The organism is Leptolyngbya sp. AN10 (assembly GCF_050565645.1).
Lineage (GTDB): Bacteria > Cyanobacteriota > Cyanobacteriia > Leptolyngbyales > Leptolyngbyaceae > Leptolyngbya.
On sequence record NZ_JBNXVP010000031.1, the window covers coordinates 26,634 to 41,332 of the forward strand.

The 14,699-nt window shown below is 48.3% G+C and carries 18 protein-coding genes; 7 read left to right on the top strand and 11 right to left on the bottom strand.

Annotated elements, in window-relative coordinates; genetic code table 11:
- Positions 1 to 61: 61 nt before the first annotated feature.
- The 9 genes from ACQ4M5_RS30805 to ACQ4M5_RS30845 all read right to left on the bottom strand — a co-directional run bounded on the left by ACQ4M5_RS30805 (position 62) and on the right by ACQ4M5_RS30845 (position 6,848).
- Positions 62 to 649 (bottom strand): siphovirus Gp157 family protein, encoded by a 588-nt coding sequence (locus ACQ4M5_RS30805; RefSeq protein WP_430679628.1) that lies wholly within the window; start codon positions 647 to 649, stop codon positions 62 to 64.
- Positions 650 to 651: 2 nt separating this feature from the next.
- Positions 652 to 840 (bottom strand): hypothetical protein, encoded by a 189-nt coding sequence (locus tag ACQ4M5_RS30810; protein WP_430679629.1) that lies wholly within the window; start codon positions 838 to 840, stop codon positions 652 to 654.
- A gap of 51 nt (positions 841 to 891) precedes the next feature.
- Complete coding sequence (recG, locus tag ACQ4M5_RS30815) at positions 892 to 2,973, bottom strand: ATP-dependent DNA helicase RecG (protein WP_430679630.1); 2,082 nt, start codon at positions 2,971 to 2,973, stop codon at positions 892 to 894.
- Positions 2,974 to 3,147: 174 nt separating this feature from the next.
- Complete coding sequence (locus tag ACQ4M5_RS30820; RefSeq protein WP_430679631.1) at positions 3,148 to 3,573, bottom strand: HNH endonuclease; 426 nt, start codon at positions 3,571 to 3,573, stop codon at positions 3,148 to 3,150.
- On the bottom strand, positions 3,573 to 3,968 hold the full coding sequence (locus ACQ4M5_RS30825) for a hypothetical protein (RefSeq protein ID WP_430679632.1): 396 nt from the start codon (positions 3,966 to 3,968) through the stop codon (positions 3,573 to 3,575). The genes ACQ4M5_RS30820 and ACQ4M5_RS30825 overlap by 1 nt, the downstream gene beginning before the upstream one ends.
- A gap of 215 nt (positions 3,969 to 4,183) precedes the next feature.
- Positions 4,184 to 4,708 carry a relaxase/mobilization nuclease domain-containing protein gene (locus ACQ4M5_RS30830; protein WP_430679633.1) on the bottom strand — a complete coding sequence of 175 codons (525 nt, stop codon included), beginning with the start codon at positions 4,706 to 4,708 and terminating at the stop codon, positions 4,184 to 4,186.
- Between the two features lie 4 nt (positions 4,709 to 4,712).
- Positions 4,713 to 5,030 carry a plasmid mobilization protein gene (locus tag ACQ4M5_RS30835; protein ID WP_430679634.1) on the bottom strand — a complete coding sequence of 106 codons (318 nt, stop codon included), beginning with the start codon at positions 5,028 to 5,030 and terminating at the stop codon, positions 4,713 to 4,715.
- A 564-nt stretch (positions 5,031 to 5,594) separates the two neighbouring features.
- Positions 5,595 to 6,421, bottom strand: a protein-coding gene (locus tag ACQ4M5_RS30840; RefSeq protein WP_430674732.1) for an IS5 family transposase whose coding sequence is annotated in 2 segments (ribosomal slippage) — positions 5,595 to 6,034 and positions 6,034 to 6,421 — 828 coding nt in all. Because the reading frame shifts where the segments join, the coding sequence is not laid out codon by codon here.
- Positions 6,422 to 6,503: 82 nt separating this feature from the next.
- Entirely contained in the window at positions 6,504 to 6,848 is a 345-nt protein-coding gene (locus tag ACQ4M5_RS30845; protein WP_430679635.1) for a hypothetical protein, read from the bottom strand.
- Between the two features lie 605 nt (positions 6,849 to 7,453).
- Here ACQ4M5_RS30845 and ACQ4M5_RS30850 point away from each other — a divergent pair.
- From ACQ4M5_RS30850 to ACQ4M5_RS30870, 5 genes are all read left to right on the top strand, one after another.
- Positions 7,454 to 7,699 (top strand): helix-turn-helix domain-containing protein, encoded by a 246-nt coding sequence (locus ACQ4M5_RS30850; protein WP_430679636.1) that lies wholly within the window; start codon positions 7,454 to 7,456, stop codon positions 7,697 to 7,699.
- A gap of 118 nt (positions 7,700 to 7,817) precedes the next feature.
- On the top strand, positions 7,818 to 8,306 hold the full coding sequence (locus ACQ4M5_RS30855) for a hypothetical protein (RefSeq protein WP_430679637.1): 489 nt from the start codon (positions 7,818 to 7,820) through the stop codon (positions 8,304 to 8,306).
- On the top strand, positions 8,293 to 9,387 hold the full coding sequence (locus ACQ4M5_RS30860) for a ParM/StbA family protein (RefSeq protein WP_430679638.1): 1,095 nt from the start codon (positions 8,293 to 8,295) through the stop codon (positions 9,385 to 9,387). Before ACQ4M5_RS30855 ends, ACQ4M5_RS30860 begins: the two co-directional genes overlap by 14 nt.
- Before the next feature lie 14 nt (positions 9,388 to 9,401).
- Positions 9,402 to 10,253, top strand: coding sequence for a hypothetical protein (locus ACQ4M5_RS30865; RefSeq protein ID WP_430679639.1), 852 nt, complete (start codon positions 9,402 to 9,404; stop codon positions 10,251 to 10,253).
- A 13-nt stretch (positions 10,254 to 10,266) separates the two neighbouring features.
- Entirely contained in the window at positions 10,267 to 11,052 is a 786-nt protein-coding gene (locus ACQ4M5_RS30870) for a DUF6753 family protein (protein WP_430679640.1), read from the top strand.
- 46 nt (positions 11,053 to 11,098) lie between these two features.
- Here the strand turns inward: ACQ4M5_RS30870 and cas6 are convergent, their stop codons facing one another.
- Positions 11,099 to 12,256 carry a CRISPR system precrRNA processing endoribonuclease RAMP protein Cas6 gene (gene cas6 / locus ACQ4M5_RS30875; RefSeq protein WP_430679641.1) on the bottom strand — a complete coding sequence of 386 codons (1,158 nt, stop codon included), beginning with the start codon at positions 12,254 to 12,256 and terminating at the stop codon, positions 11,099 to 11,101.
- A 216-nt stretch (positions 12,257 to 12,472) separates the two neighbouring features.
- Here cas6 and ACQ4M5_RS30880 point away from each other — a divergent pair, with 216 nt between their 5' ends.
- Both ACQ4M5_RS30880 and ACQ4M5_RS30885 read left to right on the top strand, forming a co-directional pair.
- Complete coding sequence (locus tag ACQ4M5_RS30880; protein WP_430679642.1) at positions 12,473 to 12,748, top strand: hypothetical protein; 276 nt, start codon at positions 12,473 to 12,475, stop codon at positions 12,746 to 12,748.
- The gene (locus tag ACQ4M5_RS30885) at positions 12,745 to 13,113 is read left to right on the top strand and encodes a clan AA aspartic protease (protein WP_430679643.1); all 369 of its coding nucleotides are present in this window, start codon (positions 12,745 to 12,747) and stop codon (positions 13,111 to 13,113) included. Before ACQ4M5_RS30880 ends, ACQ4M5_RS30885 begins: the two co-directional genes overlap by 4 nt.
- Positions 13,114 to 13,274: 161 nt before the next feature.
- On the opposite strand, the gene ACQ4M5_RS30890 is transcribed toward ACQ4M5_RS30885, so the two are convergent.
- A complete protein-coding gene (locus ACQ4M5_RS30890; RefSeq protein WP_430679675.1) occupies positions 13,275 to 14,555 on the bottom strand; it encodes an ISNCY family transposase in 1,281 nt (426 codons plus the stop codon).
- Positions 14,556 to 14,699 lie beyond the last annotated feature (144 nt).

A 14,699-nucleotide genomic window follows, 5' to 3' on the forward strand; every position in this document is an offset into this window, starting at 1 on the left:
TTCAAGGATAGCTTTATTTACGAGATCTTGGCAGCAGAAGCAATGACCGCACGATCAGCAACTACGAGGACGCTTTCATCCGATCCAAGCTGGTCGGTGCAATTTCATAAACGACTTTCCGTTTCCGTTCAACCAGAGTGCCGGGGACTGGAATTCCTTGCTTCCAAGCATTCTTGACGGCAGTTTTGTCTACCTTGCGTTCCACAATCTCTTTGATGGTGATGTAATCCTCTGGAACCTGTCCGAAGTCGATCACTTCGCAAGAAGGCGGATTGAGTTTGATCCGAATGCGGCGGTGTTGCCCGATCGCTTCTTGTGCCATCAAGTCAGCACTATTGAGCGTCAGAATGGTTTCATCGAGTCGCTCTCGCCAGCGGGTAAGCCGTTCAATCTCTGCGGTGTGGATTTTGACAAGATGTTCCATTCGCCCCTTGAGTCCCGTGATTTCGGCATCAATCTGGTCTGCCAACTCAGCATGGGCATCGATCGCGGCTTCTTCGCTTTCTTGGAGTTGCCAAAGCTGTTGAACAATTTCGGCTTCTTGCTCTGGGGTTTCGGCGGCATCTAGTTCTTGCCAAGTTTGAGAAGCCAGAATGCTGATGCTTTTGAGCGATCGCACTGCTACTGATTGAGGAATTGAGTTTGCCATCGTCACCATCTCCCGCAAATTTGATAGTAATCCTGCCGAGTTGTAATCTCTACTTCAAGCTGAGTCAGCATCTGAGAATCAGCGTTCAACGCTTCAGGACGGGTTATGCGTAGCCCCATTTTGCCATCAGAACTAGGATTCTGAAGCAATTTCAAAATCTGAGCAATTCGACGAACAAGGGAAGGTTTCATAACATTCTGCTTGAGCCAAGGTCAACATTGCTGACGCGGTAGCGGTTAGTATTAGTTGAGTGCAGCATCTGGATTGAGCTTTTGATGATTTCGCCGCGCTGCTTCCTCAAGTAGTAGATCCCAATGTCGTAAGCGTTCACCTTTCTGGACAACTTGTGCTGCTGCTGCGCGGGCTTGTTCTAGAATCGCAGCATCTTTCACTAAATCCGCGATCGCAAACTTCGGAGCGCCTGCTTGAGAAGTTCCTAGAATTTCACCTGCACCCCGAAGCTGGAGATCCATTTCTGCGATCGTAAACCCATCCGTCGATCGTTCTAAAACTTCAAGACGTTCCCTAGCAGTCGTCGAATCTGAAGTATTCATCAGTAAGCAGTACGATTGTGTGTGCCCGCGTCCGACTCGTCCCCGTAGCTGGTGTAGTTGAGACAAGCCAAATCGTTCAGCATGTTCAATTACGATTACAGTTGCGTTTGGAACGTCAATACCAACTTCAATCACAGTTGTTGAGATGAGAATTTGGGTTTGGTGATTGCGGAATTGTGCGATCGCACTCTGCTTCTCTTCACCATTCATTCGACCATGCAAAAGTCCAACCACATGATCCGGAAATTTGGCTTGATAGCGATCGTAAGCCTCCATCACAGATTCCAGTTCCAAAGTTTCAGATGATTCTACCAAGGGCAGAATCACAAACACTTGATGATCGAGGGCGAGATTGAGCCGAATCACCTCGTCTACCTTGTGACGATTTTTCTCGCTCATGACTTTCGTAACGATGGGTTTCCGTCCAGTCGGCAGTTCATCAATTTGGCTGACATCCAGATCTCCGTGCAGAGTCAGCGATAAGGTGCGCGGAATCGGTGTTGCCGTCATGCTTAATAAATGCGGGTGAAAGCCTTTTTGCTGCAATTTGAGGCGCTGCTGAACGCCAAATCGATGTTGCTCGTCAATCACAATCAAGGCCAGATGATAGAACTGTACAGACTTTTGAATCAGAGTATGAGTCCCAATGACTACTGATAGCTGACCGGAACTCAGGCGATCGTGAATATCTCGGCGCTGAGCAGCAGGGGTTGAACCTGTCAGCAATGAGATCGATACTCCCAGCGAGTCAAACCACTGCGATAGTTTCTGAAAATGCTGTTCTGCCAGCACTTCCGTTGGAGCCATCAACGCGACTTGGCATCCTGATTGAACTACACAAATGATTGCTGCGGCTGCTACCACTGTTTTTCCTGAACCGACATCACCCTGTACTAATCGATTCATCGATCGCGGTTTTGCCAAGTCTTCCAAGATCTCCATGATCACCCGTTTTTGAGCTTGTGTTAATTCAAACGGTAGAACCTGGTAGAAACATTTGAGGAGAGTAGCTTCAGATTGGAATACAGGTCTTTGGGATTGCTGCCTGATCTTTCGCTGTTGTAGCAAACGTAGCTGGAGGTAGAAAAACTCATCGAAGACTAAGCGATCGTGGGCTGCTTTCAGACGTTTTGGCTCAGTCGGGAAATGAATGGTGAAAAGTGCCTCGCCAAGTGCCATTAGACCATAGCGTTGTTGAATCGGTTGTGGCAATGGGTCGATAATGTCAGTTGTAGCAAGCGCCTCTTGAATGCAATCCCGTAGAACGTCAGCACTCAATCCTTTTACTAGGGCATAGGTCGGTTGAATGATCAGGTGATATGAGGTTGTGTCAGCGATTTCTACCTTCGCTGCAATGATGGTTAATGCTTGGCTAAACTCGTCGAATTTAACTTGTCCGATGACTGCGATCGCGGTTCCAACTCGATAGGGTTGCTGCTGTTCATACCGCCAGCGAATCGATTGGAACCTGGAGCCGTAGTGGAATTTAGTCACTTGAATCGCGTTCTCTAATTCATCCACGATCGTCCAGGTTTGTACAGTTAATCCTCGTTGCCTGCCACCGAAGACTCGGTGCTGCTGAATTCTACCTGTCACGATGACATGAGTTTCAGGTTTCAGGGATGCGATCGCACATTGGCGGTAAATGGTGTGTTCGCGTGGATAGTAATGTAGCAGGTCGAGTGAAGTCTGAATTCCTAATCTACGGAGTTTGGTCAGAAGTCGTTGGTCTAAAGTAGAAAGTGTAGAAATTGCAGCAGTCATACGCATAGAAGCTAGGGTTTCGCTTCGGATGCGGCGGTAGCGGTTTAGGGTGCAAAAATCTCTGAAACTTTGTGGCTAGGGCGAATTCGCTGCACCCTAAAACTTGCAGGGCAAATTCGCGATCGCTCCGCAAGTTACTGAAGAAATCGCGACATTCAAAGATGATTTCAATGGGCTGGATTACTGAGGTGGATGCAAACCAGCATTTGCTAATACAAGTCGGAGATTCATCACGCCCGCTCGATTGAGATGCAACGCCTCAACGGTTGCTCGACCACAAGGCGTTTTGCCGATTACTCGCGTAAAAGTTTCGTTCCAGCCAAAATGCTCGTCCCAAATCTGCTGGCGTGGATGAAACAATGAAACGGTTTCACCTGTTTCAGGATCAGTTGCTTGAGTTTTAGCGTGTTTGTGCCCATTACAGCCCATGCAACTCCAAGCTAGGTTTTCTAGCACAGAAGCACCCTCTGCACTTTGAGGCTGGATATGTTCAACGGAGAAACTTTCGGTCGCGAACCGCTCTGAGCAGCGGCAATATTCGCAATAATTACGGGCACGGGCTGCTACCACTCGACGGATTGAAGCTGGAATTCTGGCGCTAGACATCAGGCAACGCGATCTGCCGGAAGGAATTCGTCCAACACTCGTTCTAACGGCACTTGGCGGAGTTGTGCTAACTCAATCAAGGCAGCAGCACGTTCAGCATCTTGTAATTCGATGCGTTCTATATACTTCAGCAGTTCTTGATGTTCCAACTCTGAAAGGGTTTCAGTTTCGTTCCGCTGACGCAAATCATTGAGTCGCGCTTGCTCGTTCGGAGGAAGTCGTCGCTGAATCACGGCTAGCAGTTCAGTTTCACGAGTCTGAGGATTCATTTCTGAGGGTTGAGAACTTTCTTGAGCAAGAACTTCCAGAAATTCGATCGCTTTGGGCAACGACTGACTTGGAAGTTGCTCAAGAAGTTGCTGGGCACGCTGGCGAATATGAATTGGAGACATCATCGAATTTTCCTCGAAGGTACGCGAAGCGTGAAGGACGACTGAATCAGAATTGCCCTCATTTTAACCTGACACCGCAGGTCTGGTTCGCTTCTTAAATTTTCCTCAAGACGCTAATACTTGGGTTTGGTGTCAGGTTCGCGGTTTAGGGTGCAAACGATGATGAAACTGTTCAACTTTGCTCAATCTGCTGCACCCTAAACTTTAGAAAGTTGCTGCTATAGCTGAATTTGCTTCTTTGGCAGTCGGTGAATTCTCTCCTCTTGGTTCTGAAGCACTGAGTCTAGTTGTTTTTCCCAACAGGCTGGCACTGGGGTTAGCTCGAACAGTTGCTCTAGTTGTCGGGTCACTGCTTGCAGGCGATAGTGATCCCATCGATCAGAAACGCAAGATCCATCGAAGCGAATCCGGCTCGTGATGATGTGAATGTGGTCATGAGCGCGATCGCAATGCCGCACAACCACATAAGGATTATCATCAAAGCCCATTTGGTTCAGAAATGATAGTGCTGCTTCACACCAGGATCGATCTTCCAGTCGTTCACCCATAGGTAGACTAAGCGAAGCATGATACATACACCGTTCAACTCTGGGATTCAAACGTCTGAGACAGTTCAATTCCTGTGCTAAATCAGCGGGTGCAGAATTCACCAGATTGGTTTCGAGCAATTGTGCGCCGGGTTTACTCAGTGCGTAATTGAGAATCGGATAGAACGCTTTGCCTTTGAAGTGCTTACCAATCATCAGATTATTGAATGGATTGAACAATCAGTTTTCTTGCTTCGTTAATCAATTCCACCACTTCATCGAATGGTGTCAAGCTTGACTTGCTTGAATGGGTAGCGCTCAGTTGATTGAGATTTTTGGCAATGTTACCCAGTCTTTGATAAAGCTGGATCAATTGCTGCGTTCGGGTTGGGTTAGGGGGTTCAGCTTGCTGTAGGAGAACTCTGAGTAAATCGCTAACAGTTAGATCCGATTGGCTTGCGAGTTGCTCTGCTCGTTGATATTCCTCTGCGGTTGCGCGGAATTCAATACGATGAGGGTATTTTGACGTTTTCGCCATAATCGAAGTACGAACGCTACAAAATGCTTGATGGGTTGATGCGGGGGAAGAAGTGCTGCAACGATCGCGTCAACGATTTCAGTTTCATCTTGTGTAGTTGATTGATTAGATCAAGCTTTACTAGCCAGTGTACAAATCATAGCGATTTTTGCGGCAGATCGCATTCAACTATTCTTCCTTAGCTATTTGTACGGATGTTGACATAGCTTGCCATGATTTTTGACAGGATTGTGTCTTTAAAGTCGAGTGCTGCCCGATTAGCTCTAGCCACAGAACGCGGCTGAATTCACGATTGATATGACTTCCATGTAGAATCTGGCGAATAGAATGAGGCATTTTGCGACAACGCTAGCATTGTCGTTCTCGTTGCCGCAAAATGCTACTCTGAAAAAGCTCCATTCTGATCGAACTGAGGCGTTATGAGGGGGTAATCTATAAGCACATGCAACATATTGGAATAAGCTGTGGTATTTCGCCGCAGAGTGCCATGTCGAAGGCGATGAAGTTGGGTTAACTTTGCCTCACCAATGGCGTGATGAGGCAAAATTAGACCTCCTGCACGAATCAAATTGGATGAGCAAGCTCATAGTTCAGCAAGCCTGCGATCAAGTTGAACCGTAGCCCAAATCGCCTGCGACGGTTACGGTAGCGCTCCGATAAGATGCGAAAAATCTTCAACTTGCGAAAGGTATGCTCCACCGTGATACGAACTTGCGCTAATTGTCGATTAAACTGACGTTCTTGCTTGGAGAGCGGACGCTTGCGCGATTTTTTGTAGGGCGTACAACTGTAAGCATGAAGTCTGGCGATGCCTTGATAGCCTCGGTCTGCCACCCAGAGTTGCTCAAGTTGGGTCGGCAACTGCGAGTCCTTGAACAAGCGGAAATCATGCTTGCGCCCTTTGCCAAATGCGGTGCAGACAATTTGACCGCTGAAATAGTCTACGACGACTTGCGCTTTTAGTGTGTGCCATTTTTGCTTACCACTGTAGTAAGGTCGCTGTTTTTTTTTGGACGTTCAATCGGACTTTCGCTGACATCAACTAACAGGAGGTTCCACCCTGCATCAGGCGAGTGCAGCGCCTTCTTGCCCGGAAGCCGAAATTCGCCCGACCGAATCAAACTGTTCTCAACTTTCCGCACAATGCGCCCCACGGTCGTTTCATGAATCCCCCAACTTTGTCCGATGTGGAACTGAGTCCGATACTCGCGCCAATATTCCATCGCAATCAAGAGTTGATCTTCGACTCCAAACTTGCCTTGTCCGCCTCGTTTGCCTTTTCGGATCAGCTTGGGTTTGAGAATTTCAACCATTTTCTCGAAGGTTTCACGCTTCACTCCGCACTTGCGTTTGAACGATTTTGGTGGCAGGTGTTGAATGCGATCGTACATTTGATCAGTCTCCTGAGTGGCATCTAGTCCTCTTTTCAGGAGTTCAAATCTGTGATCAGGATTCGTGCAGGAGGTCTATTGCTTAGGCAATCAGTGTATCGCGATCGTTTGCTCGATTGAATGCTCGCTGACGCTTGTAGAACGTAGCAAGTTGCCGTTGACGCTGAGCGCGAACTGCCCCAATTGAGGTCAATCCAAACTTCGTTGCTTCCGTCATTAATTCATCCAAGCTCAGTTTGCCGTATTGCTTTTCAAATGCAGTCTTAAATGCCTTCCAATCAAAGTCTTTACCGTGTTTCGCCGCTTTAATTTCGAGTACTCGTCCGGTCATTTCTCGTAAGGTGTTGAAGACCATCCGAACTTGAACTTCGCCATTCAAATGAGCCGTCGCGGTATCAATTAGAGGTTGATGTGAATTGCGAGCCATCGTGTTTCTCCTTGTAATTCAGAAATAATTGTTGAGTGATGAACTCGCTTCGATCGCGACCTGTGGTCGTTGATTTATTTCGATCGCAGGAACTTTGCTTTTGCTGAAGGTGATCGCTGTTGTGCAATGTAAAAAATATGACAGCTAATAACCGTTCAGATTGAGTTGCTTAATTTGCATTCATCTATAGCTCAAAAGCTACGAACATTAGATGTGATAGGGCGAGTAGCATCTATTCTGCACAAACTCGATTTGTCTAGGGCTAAGTGATATCGAACTCATGAAGATGTTGAGTCAAGCCTTCAAACACTCATTTGGTCTAGGATATGACGATTTGAACCAAGCGAACGTCCAGATTTACGAAGAAATCAGGAGGTCAGAAATCTTGTCGCCTTGTAAAAATAACAACAACATAAACGGTAAGGATGCAAATTATCGACGAGTTTGAAGCATGGCTCGCACTCAAACCGCATCCCAGTATTGCAAGACAGTGATTCATAATTTCAGGGTGCTGAACCAACTTTTCTCAATGAGCAGTTCGTTGAAAGGGCTGCATTCTCTATCGGTCATCTAGCAAAACGGCACTACCGTGAGTAGGAGGAAACATGGCAAAAGCAGGACAATCCCTCAAACAAGTTCTAACAGAACACGAAATTAGTCAAAATCGATTAGCGATCGCAATGGGAATTAACCGCTCTACTGTGCATCAATGGGTAAATGAGATTAGCGATCCGTTAGCTGAAGCAGTGACGAACGTCATCAAAGCCTTACGAGTGATCGAACCCACAGCGGCGGAACAGCTCATCGCGCTTTATCTAGAGCAAGACCAGACACCTTCAACCCCAGATTAAATTCAACTTGGGGCGTTTAGCAGGGCAATCTGAACAGGTTGCCTCTGCCATTTGGCAGGAATAGCAAAGCGGTAGAAGAGCATCGCCGTTTCTTTTCCTGCCATTTTTCAGAGGCGAAATGCCGCGCTCTTCCTTTAAGGTCAGAGTGTTGTTTGCCCTGGTATTCATCATGAGCAACACGATCGAGCAAGTCGAACTGTCGTGCCGATTGCGAGTTCCTGCAACCTCACAGTATGCGTACTTGATCCGCTATCTCAAAGAGCATCCGTACAAAAGCATTCATACTTTTTTACTAGATGCGGCAACTGCATTTTACTTGCCTCAAGCCTTCATTGGGGGTTCTACCTCAACCGAAGCATTGCAAAATGCTGGAAGACTGTCTATCTCTGCTTTGTTAGCTCAAGTCACGCTAATTGCAGTACAAGTCAATGCTTGTTTACCCGATGGGCAGCAGCTACAGATTCCGCTTTACGACCGGGAGACAGGTCAATCAACGGTTGACCAGACTGCGATCGATGTCGCTGAATCCCGCACTGCTACCTCTCTTTTCAATCCGTTTGACTTCGCAGATTTCAACGCATCGGAACAAGCTTATGAGCATCGTTAATCAGCCTCATCGATTAGTTGCTGCGATCGATTTCGGTGGCTCTGCAACAAAGGTCATCTATGCCCTACCTGAACAATTGCAAACGCCAGCCAGCCTAGTGATGGCTCCTGAAGCGATCCAAGTGTCTTCTACCAGGTTGGATTGCAGTCAGGCTCAAATTGTTGCGGTTCGCCCAGAGAACCGCGCCTGGGTGAAGTTGGGTCAGGATTGCTGGGCAGTCGGACACTTTGCCAAGCGGTTTCATGCCCATGCGGGTTTGAATCAACCTAAGTTCGAGCGGGCGATTTTTAAGACTTTGGCAGCAATTTGGATCATTCAGCAGCGATTGCAGTTACCTCAGCAATTTGAGCTTTCGTTATCTTGTGTATTGCCGCCGAATGAGTATGCGGATCGCGATCGCGTTGAACGTCAACTTCAGATTGCACTGAATCAATTCGAGACGGCGACGGGTGTTATGGAGGTCAAACTCATCCAATTTGACTGTCAGCCGGAAGGAGCCGGAATTGCGATTCATTATGCGAATGCTGTGAATGGTGATTTTGCCATGCGACAAATTGCGATCGCAATGATTGGACACCGAAACGCAAGCGTCATCACCTTCAATCAAGGCATGGTATCAGTCTTCAAATCCTCGAACCTTGGTTTCATTCGATGTTTAGAGCAAATTGAGCAACAAACGAGCGGGCAGACATCAGAGCGATTATTGCCTGCTGTTGTGCAGTGGATTGCCTCGAAGGATGAAAGGGCATCTAACGCGATCGCACGATCGACTCATTATCGAGACGAAGAGATCCAACAATTGTTAGAAGCGACCCAGCAAGCTAAAGCCGATTACATTCAGGCACTTCTGTCGTGGTTACAGGAAGCTGTTCCAGACCCAATTGATGAATGGATCTTCGCGGGTGGAACCACGAATTTAATTGCACCCGATTTAGTCGATTTCTTTGGCGACCACATTTCATTTCATGCTGGCATCGAAGTGCCTGAAACTGTGGACAGCGGCAATTATGGGCATCGACTTTCGGACGTATGGGCATTGTTTCAATATGCTTGCTCACGTCATCTTCAACACACCGCTTGATTGAGGACAGGACTATGCAACCCACAATTCATCTCGTCGATGGCTCAGGGGGTGGACGAGGCAAATCACTGTTTACTTGTGCAATGGCACACTACAGCCAAGTCCATCAGTATCCAGTTCAGCTATTTGATGCGGATGAAGCGCATCACTACAATGTCAAGAAGTTTTATGCGGATGCGATCGCGCTCATCCTCAGCGAAATTGAGTATCAGGATCTCGATCGAATCTGGAATGCTGTTGAACAGAGTTTGATCCCCGTTGTGAATTTACCAGCAGGTTCCCATCGTTTTGTTTCAGACTGGTTTAAGAGAACTGGATTGCTAGAGCTAACACAAGAGAGTGAAGCGATTCGATTAGTCAAATGGTTTTTGTGTAATCCAAGCCCACAAACTTTAACACTGTTTGAGCAATCCCTAGATGATTACTCACGCTACGCTGATCGGGTGACACATGTGTTTGTTCGCAACCTGCATCTTGCGACCGATCGGCAATGGCGAGAATTTACCAGTACGCTCGAAACAGCAAAATCAGCAGCAGGTAAACCCTGGCAATCAGTCTTTGAATCGCCTCAAGTCAAGGTAATCGATTTTCCAAAGTTTCCACCATATGAGCGCGATCGTTGGGAAAGTTTAGGCTGGACATTGGCGAAAGCCATTGCACCTTCGGATCAATTTCATCTTCTGGAGCGGCAGCGGATTGCGACCTTTCTGAAGCACTTTGCTCAGGCAATTGATTCGACTCAGACTTGGGACAACACCCCGACTCAATCAGAAACACAGAAGCGACTGCAAGCAGTTCAACTTCAGGAGAAAGCACAGTCGAAAAAACCTGCTACAAAAGGCTTTGCACCAAGTAAATTTAAGTAATCAGAAACTAGCTATGGTTCGCCAACCGTCACCGAATGAAGAATTGCTGCTCGATGACGAGATTATTGCAACTCCACCTCGCGCCAATCCATCTAAATTATCTATAAGTACTCATTCCGCTTTGGATCATTTGCTGATGGGTGAGCCGGATTATGTCAAAGCGAAAGTGTTGGAAGTACTGATGCAGTACAATCTTGATTCAGATGATCCGGCATTCATTTTGATGGCAGCAACGGGACGACTGCAAGCATTACTGGAAGAGAAACCGAAAGACTTGAATGCTCTGTTTGAGCAATGGCGGGATGAGACTTATCGACAGGTGGCAAATTATCGCGAGGGGCTGAAAGAGTACGAACGAACAGCGCTAGAGGCACAGAAAACTGCGATCGCGCAAACTGTCCAGGCGTTGATTCGTAAAACCGCGATCAATCAATTTATGCACCAGTTGAGCGCAGCTTCGACGATCGTTGCCGCAGTGATTCTTACTGTTGCCGCAGGAGTCGGAGGGGGTGCTGGGTGGATGTACGCGCAGTGGCAGCGATCGCAGGTCGAAGCTGACCCTTCGGGGAAACGCCAACTGACCCTGGAAGAAGCGAACACACTGAAGTGGGCAATGAGCCGAGAGGGGCAATTTGCTAAAAATCTGATGACTTGGAATCAAGCGTTTCTGACTCGGAACTGGCAAGGGCGATTTGCCTGTGAAGATCAAGCTAAGAAGCTCGGTGTTGTGCTGAAAGTTGGGGAGCAGAAAGTAAAGTCTGGATTCTGTACCTTGTGGGTGCGTCCGAATCAGCAGTAGGATTTAGCAGATTGAGCAAGCTAATCTTTGTATCTGCTAGAGCTTGTCAAGCATCATTGAGTTCTCGACGGGCGCGGTTAGCATAGTGTTTTACGGTGTCATACGACATCTCAAGGTGAGAGGCGATGTCTTTGAGACTGGCTCCAAATTCTTGATAAGCGATGATGGTTGCCCAAAGGTCAGCAGCTTTTTCCGCTCGATCGCCGCCTTTGCGCTTCTTACGGTTGAAGAAGAAGTGTTTGAGTTCTTGTTGTCGTTGGTGGCGCAGATGTTCAGAATTCTCCTGGAGTTGTTCAGAAAGGTCTGGGCGATCGCGGGTGATTGGGTTCTCTGGAGCTTGAGCCGTTGGGGAGGTCTGCCAACCGAGTTGCGTTTGCCCTAAGCCAAAGGTGACTTTGTGTCCGGTGGCAAAGTAGGGGGCGCAGGCAATTAACGCATGAACCAGTTGCACGTATTCTGGTTCGGTTTTGGCTTTGGAGGTTAGCCCAAATTGAACGGCTCCTGTAAAGCCTGTGACGGAGCCTTGTTTGCCTGCTTGGGTTTTCTGAGATCGAATATCGTGTCGCAAAATGACTACACAATCGTTGACCCAGTTCAGAAAGTCGCTTTGCTCAAATTCGAGGTGGGCGAAGTCGTTCCAGCGACGGAAATAGCTCTGAAAGACATTTTCAGGAATGGGGAGGGGCATGTGGTTGCTGCGTTTGCGGAAGCTGGTGGGCGTGGTGAAGGTTAAGCACAATTGGCTGGAGGTTGAGTTGGCGGTTTCCCAAAGGGTTTCGTAGGTGGTGGCGGGTAAGCTGATTTGCCATTGCTCGATCGAGAACTCGCCGCTTCGTAACTGCATGAGTTTGGGGGGATTGATTAGCCATTTTTGTAAGCCCTGACAGACGGCTTTGGAGAGGGCAGCGATCGACCATTGATAGGTGCGATCGGGGTGGAAGTGTAGAGAACGAGCTTGGGGGGTGATGTCGCCGCTCAAGCCTGACAGGGTAAAGGCTTTTTCGGATTGTCCATCGTGGAGATAGGCGGAGAGAGTGGGGTCGATGTGGCGGATTTGGTTGAGGAACCAGGAATGGAGTTCGGTGGTGTAGTGGGTGGGGGCTTGGAAGTTTGAGGTGGGGCGCAGGGTGAGGGTAATGCCGATGAGTTCGGTGTTGGTTGACCAAGTGAGAAGCGGTTTTTGGGTAGTGGGGCGGCGGGGCATAGGTCAAACGCGAAGAGTGTGAGTGAAAGGTCGGGAGCGTTAAGCTGACGCATAGCCTGCGTGTTGGCGGATGTGGGGCGGTTTTACCGAAGCCGACTTCAGCCGTGCTTCTCTGCGAGGTGCGGGTTTGGAAACACAAACTCTGATGACCGGAGCTAATCCCGATTAACTCTCCAGGCTAGAATGGGAGAAAAGGTCAAAATGTGGATAAATTATATGACAGTTCGCCAACGACGGTACAGCAAGGAGGAGTTAGCTCAACGTGGGCAAGAACTCTATGAGTCTGGCATTCGGCAGCAAGTCGAAGCCGGAAATGAAGGAAAAATAGTGGCGATCGACATTGAAACTGGAGAGTTTGAAGTCGATGAAAACGTTGTGCCTGCAACGAATCGACTCTTTGAACGTCACCCCGATGCCCAACCTTGGATCATTCGCATTGGACATCGCGCCGTTTATCATTTCGGGGCACGGAGTCTGAAGAAAAATCCATGATGGAAGGGGTTGTAAATTTGCGGCGTGAAGCCACTCTAACGATTGTAGTTGGTAACTCAAATCGGCAACTGCAAGCGATCGATGCGGTGATTGATACTGGGTTCAATGGATTTTTATCTTTGCCCTCTACAATCATCACTGCATTGAATTTACCTTGGAGTGGTTCTGATTTTGTCACGCTGGGTGATGGCAGTGAAACTTATTTTGATTTGTACACTGGGACTGTGATTTGGGATGGGCAGTACCAAGAGATTGATATTGCAGAATCAGAAACGGAGCCTCTACTAGGAATGGCGCTGCTTTACAGATATCGGTTACAGGTCGATAACATTGAGGGCGGTAAGGTCAAGATTGAAGCCTTGTGAGCCAACGCTAGAAGTGTTCGGTAAGGCACGGTCTGATTGGGTCGAGGAGAGCGTTTAACTCCCCACTCTCACCTAACCCCGTAAGAAGATGGGGAGGCAAGCACACTTCATCGTTTCAGTCCCCTTGCGGGGAAGAGGTCAGCAATTCTCATTATGAAAAATCAACTGGAGTTGGGCGGGACTTCTAACTCCAGTCCTTCAATCATAAAGGTCAGCAAATGATCCCAATTCTCGAACAATAAGTAGCGAGTTAAGGCACGCAGATCGTCGAAGAACGTTTTGCGCGTGGGCAAATGTTGCCGTAACAAGCGGTACTTGTCATCGAGTAAGTCCAGCAGCGTATGAAACAGCAGCGACAAGAGATTGAAAGTCGCCAGCAGTGAGGCAAGATGCTGTTTGCCATGCCCAAAATTGTGTTCTAGGTTGTAGCCCTTGGTTTTAAGGGTGTTGTTATTTTCGTTTTCTACTTTCCAACGAGTGCGACCCGATTCAACGATTGCTTCGACTGTTTCGTCAGTGATGAGATGATCCGTGGCAAAGGCATTTTTGTAGAGTTGCTTGCCGTCAGCACGAGTGATCGTCAGTTCGCACCAGTTGACCAACAGCGCCTCATCGTCGTCGCGCAACGGCACTTGATTGAGATAGCGATAGGTATAAGTTTCCTCGGTTTTTCCAGTCCAGCGGTTGCGCTCGACCGTAGGCAAGGCAATGCCCTCCAAATGCTCATACAGGGTTTTGTGCGAGTCGGGACGGCAGACCAGAATGAAATGAAACGACTCGCGCAACAGATCCTGAGCGAACGGTTCGTGACAGTAGAGGTCATCGCCCAAGACCGTGATTCGATGCGAACGATACGTCTCGGCATATTGGGTCAACCAGCGTTTTGCCGCTGCGATCTCACAATCCTGCTTGTGGTGTCCATCTTGCGGCACGATGAACTCCGGCGCTAACGGCAGCACCGTCGAATGTCCTGGACTAACGACGACGGGCGTGACCGCAGCGTGGAAGTACCGCACTGTCCCATCTTTCGCCGTTTGCGTCGAACACTGAGGACACGCAATCGTGTGGGAACTGAAGTACTCCACCCCATCCATTGCGACCAACAGGGTGTCCTGAACCGCCCGCAACTCGTTCAAGTGTTCGGTTTCGTCCAGCACCCGCAGAATTTCCTCAAACACTGGAAAAACGCATTGCGGTTCCACCCCATCCAGCAACTCCCGAATTTGGTTGTCGCACGGGATTTGATGTACCCCAAACAAGCTCTGGGCGTTGCTTTTTCCTTTTGTGTCTGCCATCGTCCGCTGATACGACAAGAACGACGGGCTTTGCGTAAAGAACACGCTGAACGCGCTTAATGCTGCGTCTTCCATGCTGTACCACGTGTTCTTTCCCGTGCGCTTGTCCGGTAACGTTTGCAGCACGTCGCGAAAGAACCCAATGATGCCGTCAAACTTGCGGGTCGGGGTCAACGTTTTCGACTCACTGAAGGGGCTTTTGACTCTTTTACCCTACCGCGTTCTCATGGCTTTGGATAGTCAAAAGTCATAATGAGAATTGCTGGGAAGAGGTTTTGAAAGAAGCCCTTT

Coding starts and splice junctions, on each gene's coding strand:
- ACQ4M5_RS30850 (WP_430679636.1), top strand. CDS start 7,454: ATGGCAAAAGCAGGACAATCCCTCAAACAAGTTCTAACAGAACACGAA.
- ACQ4M5_RS30830 (WP_430679633.1), bottom strand. CDS start 4,708: ATGATTGGTAAGCACTTCAAAGGCAAAGCGTTCTATCCGATTCTCAAT.
- ACQ4M5_RS30825 (WP_430679632.1), bottom strand. CDS start 3,968: ATGATGTCTCCAATTCATATTCGCCAGCGTGCCCAGCAACTTCTTGAG.
- ACQ4M5_RS30855 (WP_430679637.1), top strand. CDS start 7,818: ATGCCGCGCTCTTCCTTTAAGGTCAGAGTGTTGTTTGCCCTGGTATTC.
- ACQ4M5_RS30820 (WP_430679631.1), bottom strand. CDS start 3,573: ATGTCTAGCGCCAGAATTCCAGCTTCAATCCGTCGAGTGGTAGCAGCC.
- recG (WP_430679630.1), bottom strand. CDS start 2,973: ATGCGTATGACTGCTGCAATTTCTACACTTTCTACTTTAGACCAACGA.
- ACQ4M5_RS30865 (WP_430679639.1), top strand. CDS start 9,402: ATGCAACCCACAATTCATCTCGTCGATGGCTCAGGGGGTGGACGAGGC.
- ACQ4M5_RS30885 (WP_430679643.1), top strand. CDS start 12,745: ATGATGGAAGGGGTTGTAAATTTGCGGCGTGAAGCCACTCTAACGATT.
- ACQ4M5_RS30810 (WP_430679629.1), bottom strand. CDS start 840: ATGAAACCTTCCCTTGTTCGTCGAATTGCTCAGATTTTGAAATTGCTT.
- ACQ4M5_RS30880 (WP_430679642.1), top strand. CDS start 12,473: ATGACAGTTCGCCAACGACGGTACAGCAAGGAGGAGTTAGCTCAACGT.
- ACQ4M5_RS30860 (WP_430679638.1), top strand. CDS start 8,293: ATGAGCATCGTTAATCAGCCTCATCGATTAGTTGCTGCGATCGATTTC.
- cas6 (WP_430679641.1), bottom strand. CDS start 12,256: ATGCCCCGCCGCCCCACTACCCAAAAACCGCTTCTCACTTGGTCAACC.
- ACQ4M5_RS30835 (WP_430679634.1), bottom strand. CDS start 5,030: ATGGCGAAAACGTCAAAATACCCTCATCGTATTGAATTCCGCGCAACC.
- ACQ4M5_RS30845 (WP_430679635.1), bottom strand. CDS start 6,848: ATGGCTCGCAATTCACATCAACCTCTAATTGATACCGCGACGGCTCAT.
- ACQ4M5_RS30805 (WP_430679628.1), bottom strand. CDS start 649: ATGGCAAACTCAATTCCTCAATCAGTAGCAGTGCGATCGCTCAAAAGC.
- ACQ4M5_RS30870 (WP_430679640.1), top strand. CDS start 10,267: ATGGTTCGCCAACCGTCACCGAATGAAGAATTGCTGCTCGATGACGAG.